We start from the raw sequence: 15889 nt of genomic DNA on the forward strand, positions 1-15889 counted from the left end.
GCAAAAGGGCCTGGTAATTTGCGTGCTGAATGATCTACGGTGGTGCCGTCACGCGTTGATCAGTTGAATTTCTGCGCCATTGCACCGATGATTCCCCTACCCGTTTTCATCTACGAGCCTGTTCATGCTGAATGCTGCCTTACGTGTACCGCCCTCGCCCATTTTTGACCAAATGGAGTTCATGCCCGATGCGTTCTCCGGGCGGCGTGAGGCGTTGCCGCATTATGTGCAGTCGCCGTTTCCAGAAGACTACTGGCTGAGCTTGCGCTTTTTGCTGTCTTATGATGGTTCTACCGCGACGTTCAATGCCTATCGCCGAGAAATCGAGCGGTTGCTGCAATGGTGTTGGCTGGTGCAAGAAAAGAGCGTGTGTGCGTTGAAGCGCGACGACATCGAGAAGTTCATTAAGTTCTGTATGGAGCCACCGCGCGCTTGGATTGGCACCAAGAACTGTGCGCGCTTTGTGGGGCCGGATGATCTACGTAAGCCTCATGAGGACTGGCGGCCTTTTGTGGCTTCCGTCAGCAAGGTGCAAGCGCGTGCCGGTATGCATGCGGATACGGCGGACTACGCGCCCAGCCAGTCGGCTTTGAAAAGCCTGTTCGCTATCCTCTCAAGTTACTTTAACTTTCTGATTCAGGAAGAAGCCATTGGGTCTAACCCTGTGGCGTTGATTCGGCAAAAGAGCAAGTTTTTGGTCACGACATCGCGCCGCGAGGTGCGTCGGTTAAGCAATTTGCAGTGGGATTTTGTGCTGGAAACCGCCGGTATGATGGCGGCAGAAGACCCGGCCAAGCACGAGCGCACTCTGTTTGTGATGCAATGTTTGTACGCGATGTATTTGCGGATTTCAGAATTAGTAGCAGACGAACGCAATGTGCCGTTGATGACGGACTTCCGCCGCGACAGCGACAATAACTGGTGGTTTGAAGTAGTCGGTAAAGGTAACAAGGAACGTTCGATCAGTGTGTCGGAAGCGATGCTGGTTGCGCTGAAGCGCTATCGTCGCCATTTGGGGTTAACGCCCATGCCGGTTTCGGGTGAGCGTACGCCCTTGGTGCCGACGCTGGGCGGTAAAAAGCCGGTGACATCCACGCGGCATATTCGCGCTATTGTGCAGTTGTGTTTTGATACAGCGGTGGAGCGGATGCGCTTGGAAGGCTTGGAAGATGAGTCGCATGAGTTGCAGGCCGCAACGGTACACTGGCTGCGCCATACGGGGATTTCAGAAGATGTGAAGTTTCGGCCGGTTGACCATGTGCGGGATGACGCGGGCCACGCGAGCAGTTTAACGACCGACCGCTACATTGATGCAGAACGACGCGCCCGGCATGCCAGTGCGCGTCATAAGCCGATGAAGACGGAGAGTTAAGAAGCTTGGTAGCCCGCTTCCTTTTGATGCCGGACAGCAAGTACGGTCGCTGTTTCACCATTGAAGCGGTAAAGAACGATATAGCCACTAGTTCCGAATTCGATCAGCCATTCCCGGAACTCCGGACTCATATCTTCAAGAGGGCGTCCGGCCTCGGGTTGGTGCGCTAAAATTTTAACGCCAGCCCGTATAGTTTTTATGGCACGGCGAGCTGCGTCTTCATCTTTCTGATTCAAGAATCGATATAACCGCTGCACATCCAAAAGCGCTGGCGGTGCCCAAATCAATCGTGACACTTAGGCATTTCCGCATCAACACCGGCTTCAAGCTTCGCCAACCACTCGTCGGCTTCTTCGAGTGTTAGGTGAAGTCCGTTTTCTTGGTAAGCCTTCCAAGCTTGTAAGGCATCGTCTTTAAAGGCTTCGCGCTTTTCTTCCCTCTCAACGTAATCTCGGATGGCTTCGCGCATGATCCAATGCGAAGAACGTTGCCGCACTTCTGCTAAATGCTGGACTCTATTTCTCAAATCATCGTCAAGTTTTACTGATGTCGCCATGTCGTTACCACGAGTATCAAAAGGTAGTACCTTCGAATACGATAGCATAAAGTATTTTTTACGGAAATGACTCAAACGTACACAAAGTGAGATGCGGGCGGCTCGTTCGCCGCCCCTACGAGTGGCTTAAACCACGCCTTGGCTACGCAGGTATTCTTCGTAGTTGCCTTGGAAGTCCACCAACCCTTGCGGGGTGAAATCCAGAATACGCGTGGCCAGCGATGAAACAAACTCGCGGTCGTGGCTGACGAAGATCAGCGTGCCGGGGTAGTTTTCTAACGCCAGGTTCAAGGATTCAATAGATTCCATATCCAGGTGGTTGGTGGGTTCGTCCATCAGCATAACATTGGGGTTGATCAGGCTGAGTTTGCCAAACAGCATGCGGCCTTTTTCACCACCCGAAATTATTTTCACTGATTTCAGAACGTCGTCATTCGAGAACAACATGCGGCCCAATGCGCCGCGCACCAGTTGTTCGTCGCCTTTGGTCCATTGCTTCATCCAGTCAAACAGATTGGACTCATACGAGAAGTCGTAGGTGTGGTCCTGCGCAAAGTATCCGATTTCGGCTTGTTCGGCCCATTTCACGGTGCCGGAATCCGGTTTTAGGTCACCGTACAGGCAACGCAGCAGGGTAGTTTTACCCGCGCCGTTTGGTCCGATGATGGCGATACGCTCCCCCGCTTCTACTTGCAGGTTGAGCTTGCTGAACAGGGTGTTACCATCGAAGCCTTTGGATACGTCTTCAAGGGTGACCGCTTGGCGGTGCAGCTTTTTATTCTGTGTGAAACGAATGTAGGGGCTGACCCGCGACGAGGGTTTCACTTCGTCCAATTTGATTTTCTCAATCTGCTTGGCACGCGAAGTAGCCTGTTTGGCTTTAGAGGCGTTTGCCGAGAACCGGCTAACAAACTGTTGTAAATCAGCTATTTGCGCTTTCTTCTTCGCGTTTTCTCCTAACAGGCGTTCACGCGCTTGCGTGGCTGCGGTCATGTATTCGTCGTAATTGCCGGGATAAACGCGCAATTCACCATAGTCCAAATCGGCCATGTGCGTACACACGCTGTTCAGAAAGTGACGGTCGTGCGAAATAATGATGATGGTGCTTTTACGCTGCACCAGAATGTTTTCCAGCCAACGGATGGTGTTGATGTCGAGGTTGTTGGTGGGCTCGTCGAGCAAGAGCACATCCGGGTCGGCGAACAAAGCTTGCGCGAGCAAAACGCGCAATTTCCAACCGGGTGCGACTTCACTCATGGGGCCGAAATGCTGTTCCAGCGGAATGTCCAAACCTAACAGCAATTCACCGGCACGGGCTTCGGCGGTATAGCCGTCCATTTCGGCGAATTCAACTTCCAGCTCCGCCACTTTCATGCCGTCTTCTTCGGACATTTCAGGCAGTGAGTAAATACGGTCACGTTCGGCTTTTACCCGCCAGAGATCTTCGTGCCCCATGATCACGGTGTCGATCACGCTGAATTCTTCGTAGGCGAATTGGTCCTGCTTCAATTTACCGACCCGCAGATTGGGTTCCAACATGACCTGACCGGAAGATGGCACTAAATCGCGGCCCAGTATTTTCATGAAGGTAGATTTGCCGCAGCCGTTCGCGCCAATGAGGCCATAGCGGTTGCCGTTGTTGAATTTTACGGAGACGTTTTCAAACAGCGGTTTGGCACCAAACTGCATGGTGATGTTGGCGGTAGAGATCACAGTGTGTTGTATTCCAAAAAATGAGCGACAGGGGTTAGACCCGTGAAAGACCGCGCATTCTAGCGGAAATGCACTGCGCCTACCATGGCAAAGCGATTACAAATTCGCCAAGGCGCGGTTAAACAAGGCAATGGTGCGCGGATCCACGTTCATGCTGCACATCAGGTAGCGTTCTTCGCCATCGGGCATGTCGGGTGGGGTGAGCAGTTGAAATTGGGCGGCGCTGAGGTCGGGCAAGGCAAATACAGCTTCCGCTTCTTCCGGGGCGACAAACATGTAGTCGGCCCGTCCGGTAGCAATTTGACGAAACAGCGTGAGGTTTTCGGCAGCCGACTGCAAGGACACCGGGTCGTATTCCGCAATCAGGTAATCCAGGAATTCGCCGTAGGAATAACCGACTTTGGTATTGAGGATCAGTCGTCGGTCGGCCAATACATCGTGCAATGTCCGGTTGGATCGAAACAGCGGATGCGCGGTGCGGGTAAGTATGGCAATGGGTTGGTCTTGGTACAGCGCGTCACTGAACTGGGCAAACCGTTCGCGTTGGTTGTTTTTGAACCAGCCAATGCCGCAGTCGGCACCAGAATTTTGTTCTATCAGGGTGAGTTGCCGGGCGGCGGGTGTCTCGATCCAGCGATAATTTAACCCAGCCGCATCCAGGGCGGCGATAACTCGAGTAGCTGTAAGGCCCTTCAAGGCACCCTCTTCCTCATACATGTATGGAAAGCGTTCGTTGTAATGTACGGTAATAAGCTGTGTGCGTTGAGCGAGAGCAAAGGGTGCAGCAACGATAGCAGCAAACGTGACCGCGAACGCCGCTAGAACCAGCCTTTTCATGCTTAATCGATCGCAAAAACGCCTTGCTCTAAAAACCTTATTCACTGTGATCTGCCCTTCTGCCCAACACATGCCAATATTCCCTATTCACATTAACGCTCTACGCTAGCGTAGTTCACTTAGCCCAATGCTGCTTTGATTTTCTCCGCATTGACTTTCAAAACTTCCGGATCACCCTGAACCATGGCATGCGGTTGACGCAACATTGCCAGTGAGCCAGGAATTACATGGAAATGCAGGTGCGGTACGGTTTGCCCTGCTCCAGCACCGTTCAACTGGAAAAGTACGACGCCCGGGCCTTGCATGGCCTTGTCAACAGCAGCCGCGATCTTTTTCGTGGTTTTGATCACGGCGGCTGCGCCTTCGTCGGATAAATCCATCAGCGTTTCTGCGGGCTCTTTAGGAATTACCAAGGTATGCCCGTCGCACTGCGGCATAATGTCCATAAAAGCCATGGTGTGGTCATCTTCATACACTTTGATGCATGGCAGCTCACCGCGCAGGATTTTGGCGAAAATATTGTTGTTGTCGTAGGACATGCTCAGTCTCCCTAAAAATTTAAAACCAGGTGGTCAGAATATAGCGAATCGCCATGGCTAAACACATTATGACGATCAAGGGCCGAATCCAACCGGTTTTACCACCAATGATCAAATGGCTGCCCGCCCAAGCACCGATCATCTGCCCGCCGATCATCACTAAGCCTAGCACCCATACAATATGTCCGCTGAAAGCAAAAATAACGAGTGACACGACATTGGAGGCAAAGTTCATCAATTTGGCTTTGGCGGTGGCCTGAATCAGATGCTCTCCACGCAAAACATTGCGTGAAAAAGCAAACAGGGAACCGGTGCCGGGGCCAAAGAAACCATCATAAAAGCCGATGCCGGGTGCCACGCCATTGCGATACGCAGTTTCGGAGATTTTTGGCGGCGCATCCGGTTTTGCGGTAGGTGCAAACAGATAGTACAGGGCCACGGAAATCAGCACGATGGGAATAATCACATCCAGTGCTTTTGCATCTATCCATTGCACCACCACCGTTCCAATGGCCGACCCGATCAGGCTGGCAAGAAACAACCCCTTGACCTGTCCCCAAGTGACCAAGCCACTGCGCAACATTCGATAGCTGGAGGTCAGTGAGCCGAACGACGCCTGTAATTTATTCGTGGCAATGGCCGCCAATGGTGGCACCTGAGCCAGTAGCAAGGCAGGAAAGACGATCAAACCGCCACCACCAGCCAAGGTATCAATAAAACCCGCCAACATGGCTACAAAGAACAGCGCAATCAGGACTTCCGGGCCGAAGAGTGTTTCCAAGATTATTCCTTAATGATTCGGGCGGGTTTGGCCGCAGCATGATTTCCGGCTAGGGCTGCACGATGATGCGCCCGGCACAGGGACACATATACATCGTTGTCGCCAATCACGACCTGTTCACCCGACTGCTGCACCAAACCTTCGCTGTTCAGGCGCACCGTCATGGTGGCTTTGCGCCCGCAATGGCAAATGGCCTTCAATTCGTTCAGTTTGTCGGCGATGGCCAGCAAACGGGCGCTGCCGGGAAAGAGTTCACCCATAAAATCAGTACGCAGGCCATAACATACGACCGGTACATGGCCTTCATCGACCACGGCGGCCAACTGGTTTACTTGCTCGACGGTAAGAAATTGCGCTTCGTCTATCAGGATACAGTGCACCGGCGCCTGCGTTTGCCGCGCGGCCAGCCAGGCAATAAAGTCGGTGCTGGCATCAAACAATTCGGCGTCCGCTTGTAAACCAATACGGCTGGCAATGCGCCCTTTGCCATAGCGTTCGTCGATGGCAGCGGTAAACAGTACCGGGTTGAGGCCGCGCTCGCGATAGTTGTGCGCATTCTGCAACAGGCTGGTGGATTTTCCAGCGTTCATCGCCGAATAATAAAAGTAGAGTTGTGCCATCCTGTACCCTTGCTAGAATGCGTTGATCTGCCACTGAATAAGCGCCTTACTATGCGAATAATCTCATTTAATATCAATGGTCTTCGTGCACGTCTTCATCAATTAGACGCCATTATTGCCCGCTGGTCACCGGATGTACTTTGCCTGCAAGAAATTAAAGTTCACGACGAACAGTTCCCCCTGGCCGATGTTGAGGCCATGGGCTACCACGTTATCCACCATGGGCAAAAAGGCCACTACGGGGTTGCCACTTTGAGCAAGATGCCAGGAACCTTGATCGCCAAGCGCTTTCCAGAAGAAGACGAGGACGCTCAACGCCGACTGATCATCAGTGAGCATGTTAGCCCCAAGGGTGTTCCAGTGACCATCATCAACGGCTATTTTCCGCAAGGTGAATCCCGTGACCACCCCACCAAGTTTCCCATGAAGGTAGATTTCTACGCCAATCTGAAAAGCTGGCTGGCTGGCAACCGTTCGCCTGACGATGCGGTGGTGATTCTGGGGGATTTTAACATTGCCCCGGAGGATAACGACATTGGGATTGGTGACGTGAATATGAAACGCTGGTTACGTAGCGGTAAATGCGCCTTCCTGCCAGAAGAACGTGCGTGGTTTGACGGTTTGAAAGACTGGGGATTACTGGACAGCTTTCGCTTACATCATCCCGAGGTTAACGATCAGTTCAGTTGGTTCGATTACCGATCGCGCGGTTTCGAAGACGAGCCGAAACGAGGTCTACGCATTGATACCTTGATGGTCACACCACCGTTAGCCGCTGTGTGTATGGCGTCTGGCGTGGACTACGAGGCACGAGCGATGGAGAAACCATCGGATCATGCCCCAGTATGGGCGGATTACGACATATAACCGCCCTGCACACTTAAATCGTATGAATCACCATGCCCCGTGCTTCGCATAGGGCTTTTTCATCGGCCGATGTCACCACAGCGCTGGACGCCTTTTCAGGTGCCAGATAAGCCGCCGCCACTCGCTTCAAATCGGCTTCTGTGACGCTCAATAACCGCGCCCGCAAGTTTTCTCGGAACGCGACATCGCGGCCATAGAGTTGGTTGAAGTATTCGTGGCGAGCCTCACCCGCTGGGCTTCCCGGCTTGTCCATACTCGACACCAAGCCCAAAATGGCTTCTTCCAAGGGTTCATAGCCATGATCTTCCCGGATAAACCATTCCACTGACCGCTCAAAGTCAGCAAAGGTATTTTCCAAACGCGGGTCACGGTAGCTGTAAAAGCGGAAAATCCCAGTGCTCAAGTCATGCGTAGCACCGCCACCGTACGCACCACCCTGTTCGCGGACAGCGGTATGCAAGAAGCCGTTACGCAGAATGCCGGACAATACCGCCAAAGCAACAGAATCCGGGTGTTCGACCGGTACTGTCGCGAAAGCCTGTGCACAGAAATTGACTGACGTATTGGTAAGCCAGGCAGAATGCCGCTCACTATCGCTCGGTAGGTTTACCGTTTGGTATTTCGCCGCGCCTAGTGTGTCCTGCCAAGGTGCTACCCATTGCGGCAATTGATCGTGCAATATTTCCGGTTCGGCAATGGCCAATAATTGGCCTTGTAGAGGCATTAACATGTTGTGCACATCGGTCAACGCCGCGACGACATGATCCATATACTGTTTTGCATCCGCTTTGACCAACGCCGAAAGCCACTGTGTACCTGCTAATCCACCTTGCTGATGGTGCAGATTCGCGGCCCCAGACCAATAACTGGCCGCAGCCGACATTGCCAGTCCATGCCCGTTGCCGGTTATACCACGCTGCCGACGACTGACCATACTTTGCAGTAATTCGTGGATACGCGCCGGTTCATCAAACCGCACGCGGGTGATCGTTTCAAGCATTAACGCATTCATCGCATCAGCGTTGCGGTTCAATGCCTTGCCGCTGATGATCGCATGCATGGCCACTTGGTCTTGCTGCGTTTTATCGGGGCGGTACGAAAATTGCGCTGAGACACCACCGGTATAGCGTGCCTGTTGTCGTTGAACTTCGGTGTAGCTGTGCTCGCCATGGCCCAGTTCGGTGATCAGACCGCTGTACATCGGCAACCAACGCAGGGTGTCGGCTGGTAAAGCGGGTAACGGGCGCACGTAGGACAAATAGGTAAGGCCATTGGTTCCCACGCCAAACCCTATGTGATGCTCTGCCTCTACCGTGGGTGATGTAACACGCAATGCTTTCGGCACATCGGCCAGCGTTACTTTGGGCAATGAGCCGGGATCGGGCTTGCGATTTTGATGTTCTTCAAGTGTTACATTAAGTTCTTTGATGCGCTTGCGTTCGGCATCCGTCATGGACTTTGCCAGTTGCTCAAGGCGCTCTTCTTCTTCGCGTTCTTCGCGTGCTTGATACTCGGCATCGGCGGCTAGCGTCAAGCGGACCCGGTGCGGGTTATCGAGCAACAAACGATGAATCAATTGTTGAATATAATCCGGCCGTTGGGTTTGTTCGCGCAACCAAGCCAGGGCGTCATCAATGTCCAGCGCACTGGCAACCGGGCCACGGTGAATGGCAGTGGGCAGCAAGGTCATGATCAATTGCAGGCCAAAAGGCTGGCCATCACCACCGATTTCACGTTGGCTAAGTTCCAATTGATGCAGCACGGCTTCTTGGTCTTCTTGCGGTATGCCTGTTTCAGCAATCTGTTTTAGGGTATCGAGAATGAACTGTTCAATAGCTCCAGCGTCTTCCGCTTTAGCTCCTTCCAAACCACAGACCATCATCATTTCACGGTGCGAATCTTCTAAGCCGCACAGCGGCGACACTGAACTGCCTAGATCCGTGGTTTCTAATGCATGTCGTAAAGGTGACGCACTGTTATCGAGCAGCACTTCAGTTAAGAAGTGTGCTTCCAAAGCACCTTTTACATCGGTACTGTCGCCCAGCAACCAACTGACGACAACGTGGTCTTGCGGACTGCCATCGGCATTTGGTATGGCCGGGTAGTATTCTTGTACGCTGACCGGCGCGGCAAACCGCTCTTCTCGAGGCACGCTGACCTGTTCCGTGCTGCGTTCGAAACGCTGCATGACTTTGCTGTCGATCTCGTGTTGCAGTTGCGCAACGTCCAAGTCGCCAAACGTCAGAAAGGTGGCATTACTGGGGTGATAATGCTTTTGATAAAACGCTTTAAGCCCTTCGTAAGTGAGCTTAGGTATAGAACGCGGTTCTCCTCCGGAGTTAAAGTGATAGGTGGTGGTCGGGAACAGGTATTTGGTCAGCGTATGGAACAACCGGCTGGTGGTTGAACTCATGGCCCCTTTCATTTCATTAAATACCACACCCCGGTATTCGAGTGAGCTGTAACCGCTATCGGGCGTTTCTGTATCAACCAAGGCCAGACGATGCCCTTCTTGTGCAAAATCCAGTTCCGACAAATTAGGAAAGAACACAGCATCCAGGTAGACATCCAACAGATTGTAGAAATCTTTGTCGTTTTCGCTGGCAAACGGATACGCCGTCCAGTCGCTGGCGGTGAAAGCGTTCATAAAAGTATTCAGCGAGCGACGGGTCATCATAAAAAACGGATCACGTACAGGGAAGCGCTCGCTGCCACAGAGCACCGTGTGTTCCAGAATATGCGCGACGCCGGTATTGTCTTGCGGTACGGTCCTTAATGCGACCATGAACACTTTTTCCTGGTGGTCGGTACGCAGATGGTAATGGTCTGCCCCCGTGTGCTTGTGCTGATAGTGTTCCAGATCGATGTTGAGCGACCCGATGTGGTGTGTGCCTTGGAATTCAAAAGTAGAGGTTTGTGTGCTCATTTCATCTCGCTGTGTTTATTGCGCAGGACTTTCCTGCTAAATTCGTCAGAACAATAATAATGTGATCACCGCCATGACGCAGTCTATTTACGCCACCCTTGAAAATGGGGTCGCCACCATCGCTTTTAATCGTCCGGATGAAGGTAACATATACGATGAAGATGTGCTCTGTGCGTTAATCACCGCATTGGACGATTTCGCCGAAGATGAAGACGTCCGGGTGTTAGTAATTCGCAGCGAAGGCCGCGATTTTTGCTTGGGTGCAGACCCAGCGTGGATGCGGCGTATTGCCAGTTCACCGCGTTATGAGTCCAGCATCAGTGCGAGCCAGATCAGCCGTATGCTGGAAACCTTAATGAACTTCCCTGTTCCCACGTTAGCCGTTGTTCAGGGTAAAGCATTGGCCGGTGCTTTGGGCATTCTCGCCTGTTGCGATTACGTAATTGGTGCCGACGATAGCCATTATCAGATGAACGAAGTACACCAAGCTTCAATGCCGGTCATTTCAACACCCTACCTGATTCGTATCATGGGTGAACGCAAAGTGCGCTGGTTGATGTTAACCGGTGAAGCCATTGATGCCGAAACGGCGCAACAGTTAGGGTTGATTCACCAACGGGTGCCTCCAATGGAATTGGTTAACGCCGCGCAATACCGTATTGACCATTGGTTGAGTATGTCGCCGGTGACGTTGCGGCAGGCGAAAATTGTGCTGAGTTATTCAGCACCTGACTATTTTGACCCGGAAATGAGTGACGATTTAGCCGATTTGTTGGCGGAAACGCGGGCTGAGTTTTACAGCCGTGAGAAGTCATAGTGTAGACCGCCCCTACCGGCTTTCGGGGTATGCCTCCGGCGCTCCATGGCAGGCCGGGAGTCGCGCCTTGAGGCATACACCCTACAGCTCGAATGCCCGTTCGAACGTCAAAGGTTCAACAGAAACGTTCTAAAAATCCCGATCTTCGTGCAGGGCCGACGACAAAAACGGCACCAGCTTGTGCACAACTTCATCCAATGAATTGTCTTTATGAGTATCGTTGTGTGCCATGGCGCGCAGCGTTTCGATGCTGCCCATGGTAAATACCGCCGAACCAATGGCAAAGTGAATCCGCCAAAACAGTTCATTGGGCGACACATGCGGCGTGCTTTGGTGGATCATCAGGATGACCCGCCGGTACGTTGTGTCATATTTTTCGCGCAGAAACCGCCGTAAATGACCTTGAGCTTGGGTATAAGCTAAACCCAGTAAGCGCATGAAAATACTGAGTTTATTGTCGTTAGTAGAAGCATGCACACCGGTCAACATGGTGTCGGCCAAAATCGAGAATACACGCTCTAAAGGCAAGACAGGCGCTGAAGAAGCCCGCATGGCTTTATCTAACTCTTTATCGAGTTTCGTGCAAAAAGGCGTTAGAAAACGCTCGAATACAGCTTGGATCAATTCATTCTTCGACCCGAAATGGTAGTTCACCGCCGCGAGATTGACCCCGGCACGGGTGGTAATGGAGCGCAATGACGTTTCCGCAAAGCCCTTTTCAGCAAAGAGAATTTCAGCGGCGTCGAGAATACGTGACGCGGTATCAGCAGAATCGTTCATTAACACCCTTTTCAAACAACCGTTTTAAACACCCGTTCATTGTAGGTGAAGCCTCGGCGATTTGAAATGAAAAATTACACATTCTCGGCGCATGGTTGACGCTCTGTTTACTCGCTAGGCGCCGACTCTGCTTGAATTTGGAGGGGAAGACTATATATTTAGACGGGTAAATTAACGAGGAGATCGGCAATGGCTGAATATCAAACCACTACGCGCAGTACAGGTGAAAGCCTACTGGCGACACACAAGGTACTGCGTAACACCTATATGTTACTGGCAATGACCCTGTTGTTCAGCGCCTTCACTGCGTTTTTATCAATGGCGGTTGGCTTAGGGCATGGCGTCGCCATGATCATGAGTTTCGGCGCAATTGGTATCATCTGGTTTGTTTTGCCTAAGGTAGAAAATAAGCCTAGCGGTGTTATCTGGACCTTTGTTTTCACGGGTTTATTGGGCGCAGGCTTAGGGCCGATGTTGAATGCTTACTTGGCCGTTATGCCGAGTGTGGTGTTCCAAGCGCTGGCCGGTACGGCGATTATTTTCTTCACCCTCTCGGCTTACACCTTGGTGACCAGAACTGACTTCTCCTTCATGGGCGGTGCCCTGATGGTCGGTATTGTCACTGCCTTTGTGATCAGCATTTTAGGCTTGCTGTTCCAAGCACCAATGATGAGCTTGGTAGCTTCTGGCCTGTTTATGTTGATCAGCTCCGGCATGATCTTGTTCCAAACCAGCCAGATCATTCATGGCGGTGAAACGAACTACATCCGGGCAACGGTGTCATTGTACGTATCACTCTACAACTTGTTTGTCAGCTTGCTGCACATTTTGGGTGTGATGAACGACGAATAACGGTTACTTTTTTGCTAGACTCTAAAGCCCTGCTCTGCAGGGCTTTTTTATGACCACAAGGCATGATGGTTTTAAATCTTGAACTGTTAAGAGCGTTTTACGAACCAATGGCCGAATTTTCTCTCACCGTGACTGCATCACCCTGGTCCACAGACCAACATCCTCGGGCGTTACGATTCGCGCATGCGTTGCACGCCGAGGGACATACTGTACGGCAGGTATTTTTTTACCAAGATGCCGTCCAAGCAATACAGGCCGCACCAATCGCCCAAGCATGGGAAGCCTTGGCGACCGATATGGGTTGTGAACTCTTTTTGTGCGTTTCAGCCGCCGAACGCCGTGCTGTTACAACTGTAGATACACCTTGGCAATTGGTCGGTTTAGGCGATTGGGTGACCGGGTTGCAACAAGGGGAGCATCTGCATTTTGGCTGAACAACCCATATATGACCTATGTGTGCTGGTCACGCAGCCTCCGCAAGCGGGTTTTCTCGGTGAAGAAACTTTTGATTTAGCGGTGGCCGGTGGCGTATTTGATCTCTCTATTGTGGTGCTGTTTTGGCACGAAGCGGCAATGCACTTGGTACTGCAAAACCCAGCAACGGGCTTACGCAATACTGGCAAGTTGTGGCAGTCGGCATCACTTTTTGGCATCGAACGCATCGCGCTGGTTGAGCCAATTCCTCATATCGACTGCGCTACCTTACCCGCAGACTTGCAACCCTTAGTAGAAGTGGTCAATCAAGAAACGGCCCGTACCTTTATGCGCCAAGCGAAACAGGTGATCACACTGTAATGAACACTCTGAAGCCGACACAGAACTCTGCACAGAACCCTACACAAAAATCTACACTGCACATCATTTTCAGTGCCGCAGGCTTTAACCGCGCGTTACCGTGGATTATGGCACCGGATATGGTGTTACTCTGTGGCAACGCCCTAGCTCACGATGCTGCGGCCTTGCCGACCCAACAACGTTTTGCTTTGGCACAGGACGCCGAACAATACGGCATTACCGTGTCGAATGCTCAACTCATTAACGACACCGAATGGGTAGATTTGGTTCTTGCCCATCCGCATCGAGTTTCCTGGTCATGACTGACGACATGAAGCAAAGTATGAGCTACAACGTAAACGGACGTATATTAGCGACGGATGACCGTGGCTTCTTAGTGAATTTAGACGAATGGGACGCCGAAGTTGCCGCAGTTATTGCAGGCCAGTTAGGCATTACCCTAACGGATGCGCATTGGCCTATTTTGCATTTACTGCGCGATCTATATATTCGTTTTGACTTGGCCCCCGCCAACCGTGCGCTGGTCAAAGTGGTGAAAGAACGCCTAGGCGAGCAACAAGGCAACTCGATCTACCTTATGCAGCTTTTTGGCGGCCATGCCGCACGAGATGCAGCCAAGATTGCGGGCTTGCCAAAACCTCCTCACTGCTTATAACGGGACTCATCGAATGACGCCTGAATTGCCCCCCATGATTGCTTCGGACAACCACCCGTTCGCTCCCTTTGTACGCATTCTTGGTAAGGGTAAAAAAGGCTCGCGTGATTTAACGCAAGATGAAGCTCAAGCCGCCATGGGCATGATTCTGCGTGATGATGTACTGCCGGAGCAATTGGGGGCATTCTTGATGTTGTTGCGCATCAAGGAAGAGTCGCCCGCTGAAATTGCCGGATTTTGTGCGGCCGTTCAAGCACATTGGCCGCTGCCTGACATTTCCGTTGATATCGATTGGTCATGCTACGCAGGCAAACGTCGCCATATACCATGGCTGGTGCTGAGTCAACGATTGCTGGCTGACATGGGCTATCGGCAGTGCATTCACGGTACGCGAGGCCATACGGTCGACCGGCTGTATGTTCAGGATGCTTATGATTATTTGGGCTGGCCGGTATTGAAGAGCCTAGAGGAGTTGGCGGACTGGGATCCTGGCACACCCTCCTTCTTACCGCTGGACGTGTTGTCACCGCGTTTGGAAAGCATCATTCAGCTGCGCCGTGTTCTGGGTTTGCGTTCGCCGGTGCACAGTTTTAGCCGCCTATTAAACCCCTTTGCGGCCCCAACGGTCCTACAAGCGATTTTTCACCCGGGCTATCACAGCATTCACCAAGGTGCGAGTGCGCTCCTAAACTACCCATCGGCGCTGGTTATCAAAGGTGATGGTGGCGAATTTGAACGCAACCCGGATGCAGAGCTTACGCTGTACTGGGCACGCCATGGCGAAACGTCTGAAACCACCCTGCCCGCGCTGTTTGCGCGGCGGCATGTAAAGCCTGAAAGCCTGGATCTTGATGACTTAGTGCGGCTATGGAAAGGCGACCTACAAGACGAATACGCCGAAGCCGCCGTACTGAGCACGGCAGCGTTGGCCATCATGGCGCATGAACAATGGACATTCGATTCTGCCCTGCAGCGCGTACAAACAGCGTGGGAAGATCGGGATCGAACACGACGTTAACCGTTCTCATGCTCTAGCGGCCAAGCATTACGTTGACAAATGCTGTTACCTCAGCCGCCAACGTTGGCATTACCTCGGCTTGCTTTAAGCCTTTAGCACGCAAGTCATGATTCCCGCTTTCAACCCATCGTATATGCATGTTGTCCGGTAGCCTGAGCCCGGATACCAAGGTTTGATTTCCCATGGTATCCGCACTGCCTTGCAAAATATAAACAGGAGCCTTGAGCGCGGAAAAATGCTCCGTGCGCAACCGCTCCGGTTTGCCGGGTGGATGAAACGGGTAGCCGAAGGCCAAACAGGCGTGAATATTCAGCTCGGGTTGCTGTGCTATAAGCATCGTTGCCATACGCCCGCCCATGGATTTCCCCGCCAGAAATAATGGCATCTGATCCCAAGTTTGCAGCTCTGATATCGTTTCGGCCAATTCAGCCAGCAAAACCGGCGCTTTGGAAGGCGGACGTTTTTTGCCATTCACTCGGCGTTGGTGCATATACTGAAATTCCCAACGCACCACATCAAGTTGCAAACTACTCAATGCTTCGGCCACCGTATTCATCCAAAGGCTGTCCATGGGCGCCCCGGCACCATGCAGCAACAGAATACGGGCTTGTGGATTCGCGCAGGTATTTCGTAAGTAACGAGACACGATGAAATCTTCCTCCCCGTTAAAATAGAAAACCCCGATAGACCGAAACCTACCGGGGTTATTAGATTAGTGCATAGTCTTTAAAAACCGCCTGTACAAGCGCAGTCATTTCAAA

At 52.1% G+C, this 15889-nt stretch carries 19 protein-coding genes; 9 read left to right on the forward strand and 10 right to left on the reverse strand.

Annotation, left to right across the window (positions count from 1 at the left end):
• Positions 1-124: 124 nt before the first annotated feature.
• Positions 125-1372: a tyrosine-type recombinase/integrase gene (locus tag ACFOSD_RS09435; protein ID WP_380695840.1), complete on the forward strand. Its 1248-nt coding sequence runs from the start codon at positions 125-127 to the stop codon at positions 1370-1372.
• Here ACFOSD_RS09435 and ACFOSD_RS09440 read toward each other — a convergent pair.
• From ACFOSD_RS09440 to ACFOSD_RS09470, 7 genes are all read right to left on the reverse strand, one after another.
• Entirely contained in the window at positions 1369-1668 is a 300-nt protein-coding gene (locus ACFOSD_RS09440; protein ID WP_380695842.1) for a type II toxin-antitoxin system RelE/ParE family toxin, read from the reverse strand. The two genes, ACFOSD_RS09435 and ACFOSD_RS09440, sit on opposite strands and share 4 nt — an antisense overlap.
• Complete coding sequence (locus ACFOSD_RS09445; RefSeq protein WP_380695844.1) at positions 1656-1928, reverse strand: CopG family ribbon-helix-helix protein; 273 nt, start codon at positions 1926-1928, stop codon at positions 1656-1658. The genes ACFOSD_RS09440 and ACFOSD_RS09445 overlap by 13 nt, the downstream gene beginning before the upstream one ends.
• A 126-nt stretch (positions 1929-2054) precedes the next feature.
• Positions 2055-3641 (reverse strand): ABC-F family ATPase, encoded by a 1587-nt coding sequence (locus tag ACFOSD_RS09450; protein WP_380695846.1) that lies wholly within the window; start codon positions 3639-3641, stop codon positions 2055-2057.
• A 96-nt stretch (positions 3642-3737) separates the two neighbouring features.
• Complete coding sequence (locus tag ACFOSD_RS09455) at positions 3738-4478, reverse strand: substrate-binding periplasmic protein (RefSeq protein WP_380695848.1); 741 nt, start codon at positions 4476-4478, stop codon at positions 3738-3740.
• Positions 4479-4597: 119 nt separating this feature from the next.
• The gene (locus ACFOSD_RS09460; RefSeq protein ID WP_380695850.1) at positions 4598-5017 is read right to left on the reverse strand and encodes an HIT family protein; all 420 of its coding nucleotides are present in this window, start codon (positions 5015-5017) and stop codon (positions 4598-4600) included.
• A gap of 19 nt (positions 5018-5036) precedes the next feature.
• Entirely contained in the window at positions 5037-5798 is a 762-nt protein-coding gene (locus tag ACFOSD_RS09465) for a TSUP family transporter (protein WP_380695852.1), read from the reverse strand.
• 2 nt (positions 5799-5800) lie between these two features.
• Positions 5801-6418, reverse strand: coding sequence for a thymidine kinase (locus ACFOSD_RS09470; protein ID WP_380695854.1), 618 nt, complete (start codon positions 6416-6418; stop codon positions 5801-5803).
• Between the two features lie 51 nt (positions 6419-6469).
• On the opposite strand from ACFOSD_RS09470, the gene xthA reads away from it, so the two are divergent.
• Positions 6470-7285: an exodeoxyribonuclease III gene (gene xthA, locus ACFOSD_RS09475; RefSeq protein WP_380695856.1), complete on the forward strand. Its 816-nt coding sequence runs from the start codon at positions 6470-6472 to the stop codon at positions 7283-7285.
• A 13-nt stretch (positions 7286-7298) separates the two neighbouring features.
• Here the strand turns inward: xthA and ACFOSD_RS09480 are convergent, their stop codons facing one another.
• Positions 7299-10211 (reverse strand): insulinase family protein, encoded by a 2913-nt coding sequence (locus tag ACFOSD_RS09480; RefSeq protein WP_380695858.1) that lies wholly within the window; start codon positions 10209-10211, stop codon positions 7299-7301.
• 73 nt (positions 10212-10284) lie between these two features.
• Here ACFOSD_RS09480 and ACFOSD_RS09485 point away from each other — a divergent pair, with 73 nt between their 5' ends.
• Positions 10285-11028, forward strand: a complete 744-nt coding sequence (locus ACFOSD_RS09485; protein WP_380695860.1) for an enoyl-CoA hydratase/isomerase family protein — start codon at positions 10285-10287, stop codon at positions 11026-11028.
• A 129-nt stretch (positions 11029-11157) separates the two neighbouring features.
• Here the strand turns inward: ACFOSD_RS09485 and ACFOSD_RS09490 are convergent, their stop codons facing one another.
• Positions 11158-11808, reverse strand: a complete 651-nt coding sequence (locus ACFOSD_RS09490; RefSeq protein ID WP_380695862.1) for a TetR/AcrR family transcriptional regulator — start codon at positions 11806-11808, stop codon at positions 11158-11160.
• 189 nt (positions 11809-11997) lie between these two features.
• Between ACFOSD_RS09490 and ACFOSD_RS09495 the strand changes: the two genes are divergently transcribed.
• From ACFOSD_RS09495 to ACFOSD_RS09520, 6 genes are all read left to right on the forward strand, one after another.
• A complete protein-coding gene (locus ACFOSD_RS09495) occupies positions 11998-12660 on the forward strand; it encodes a Bax inhibitor-1/YccA family protein (protein WP_380695864.1) in 663 nt (220 codons plus the stop codon).
• 62 nt (positions 12661-12722) lie between these two features.
• Positions 12723-13094, forward strand: coding sequence for a DsrE/DsrF/TusD sulfur relay family protein (locus tag ACFOSD_RS09500; protein WP_380695866.1), 372 nt, complete (start codon positions 12723-12725; stop codon positions 13092-13094).
• Positions 13087-13455 (forward strand): hypothetical protein, encoded by a 369-nt coding sequence (locus tag ACFOSD_RS09505; RefSeq protein WP_380695868.1) that lies wholly within the window; start codon positions 13087-13089, stop codon positions 13453-13455. The genes ACFOSD_RS09500 and ACFOSD_RS09505 overlap by 8 nt, the downstream gene beginning before the upstream one ends.
• Positions 13455-13757, forward strand: a complete 303-nt coding sequence (locus ACFOSD_RS09510) for a hypothetical protein (protein WP_380695870.1) — start codon at positions 13455-13457, stop codon at positions 13755-13757. The genes ACFOSD_RS09505 and ACFOSD_RS09510 overlap by 1 nt, the downstream gene beginning before the upstream one ends.
• A gap of 20 nt (positions 13758-13777) precedes the next feature.
• Complete coding sequence (locus tag ACFOSD_RS09515; RefSeq protein WP_380707588.1) at positions 13778-14110, forward strand: TusE/DsrC/DsvC family sulfur relay protein; 333 nt, start codon at positions 13778-13780, stop codon at positions 14108-14110.
• Between the two features lie 13 nt (positions 14111-14123).
• A complete protein-coding gene (locus ACFOSD_RS09520) occupies positions 14124-15128 on the forward strand; it encodes a glycosyl transferase family protein (protein WP_380695874.1) in 1005 nt (334 codons plus the stop codon).
• Positions 15129-15141: 13 nt separating this feature from the next.
• Here the strand turns inward: ACFOSD_RS09520 and ACFOSD_RS09525 are convergent, their stop codons facing one another.
• Positions 15142-15774, reverse strand: coding sequence for an alpha/beta family hydrolase (locus ACFOSD_RS09525; RefSeq protein WP_380695876.1), 633 nt, complete (start codon positions 15772-15774; stop codon positions 15142-15144).
• Between the last annotated feature and the right edge of the window lie 115 nt (positions 15775-15889).

The organism is Salinispirillum marinum (assembly GCF_042650105.1).
Lineage (GTDB): Bacteria > Pseudomonadota > Gammaproteobacteria > Pseudomonadales > Natronospirillaceae > Salinispirillum > Salinispirillum marinum.

Excerpts from the sequence above, each read along its gene's own strand:
- ACFOSD_RS09445 (WP_380695844.1), bottom strand. The coding sequence starts at position 1,928 with ATGGCGACATCAGTAAAACTTGACGATGATTTGAGAAATAGAGTCCAG.
- ACFOSD_RS09510 (WP_380695870.1), top strand. The coding sequence starts at position 13,455 with ATGAACACTCTGAAGCCGACACAGAACTCTGCACAGAACCCTACACAA.
- ACFOSD_RS09480 (WP_380695858.1), bottom strand. The coding sequence starts at position 10,211 with ATGAGCACACAAACCTCTACTTTTGAATTCCAAGGCACACACCACATC.
- ACFOSD_RS09520 (WP_380695874.1), top strand. The coding sequence starts at position 14,124 with ATGACGCCTGAATTGCCCCCCATGATTGCTTCGGACAACCACCCGTTC.
- xthA (WP_380695856.1), top strand. The coding sequence starts at position 6,470 with ATGCGAATAATCTCATTTAATATCAATGGTCTTCGTGCACGTCTTCAT.
- ACFOSD_RS09495 (WP_380695864.1), top strand. The coding sequence starts at position 11,998 with ATGGCTGAATATCAAACCACTACGCGCAGTACAGGTGAAAGCCTACTG.
- ACFOSD_RS09470 (WP_380695854.1), bottom strand. The coding sequence starts at position 6,418 with ATGGCACAACTCTACTTTTATTATTCGGCGATGAACGCTGGAAAATCC.
- ACFOSD_RS09500 (WP_380695866.1), top strand. The coding sequence starts at position 12,723 with ATGATGGTTTTAAATCTTGAACTGTTAAGAGCGTTTTACGAACCAATG.
- ACFOSD_RS09455 (WP_380695848.1), bottom strand. The coding sequence starts at position 4,478 with ATGAAAAGGCTGGTTCTAGCGGCGTTCGCGGTCACGTTTGCTGCTATC.
- ACFOSD_RS09485 (WP_380695860.1), top strand. The coding sequence starts at position 10,285 with ATGACGCAGTCTATTTACGCCACCCTTGAAAATGGGGTCGCCACCATC.
- ACFOSD_RS09435 (WP_380695840.1), top strand. The coding sequence starts at position 125 with ATGCTGAATGCTGCCTTACGTGTACCGCCCTCGCCCATTTTTGACCAA.
- ACFOSD_RS09490 (WP_380695862.1), bottom strand. The coding sequence starts at position 11,808 with ATGAACGATTCTGCTGATACCGCGTCACGTATTCTCGACGCCGCTGAA.
- ACFOSD_RS09515 (WP_380707588.1), top strand. The coding sequence starts at position 13,778 with ATGAGCTACAACGTAAACGGACGTATATTAGCGACGGATGACCGTGGC.
- ACFOSD_RS09460 (WP_380695850.1), bottom strand. The coding sequence starts at position 5,017 with ATGTCCTACGACAACAACAATATTTTCGCCAAAATCCTGCGCGGTGAG.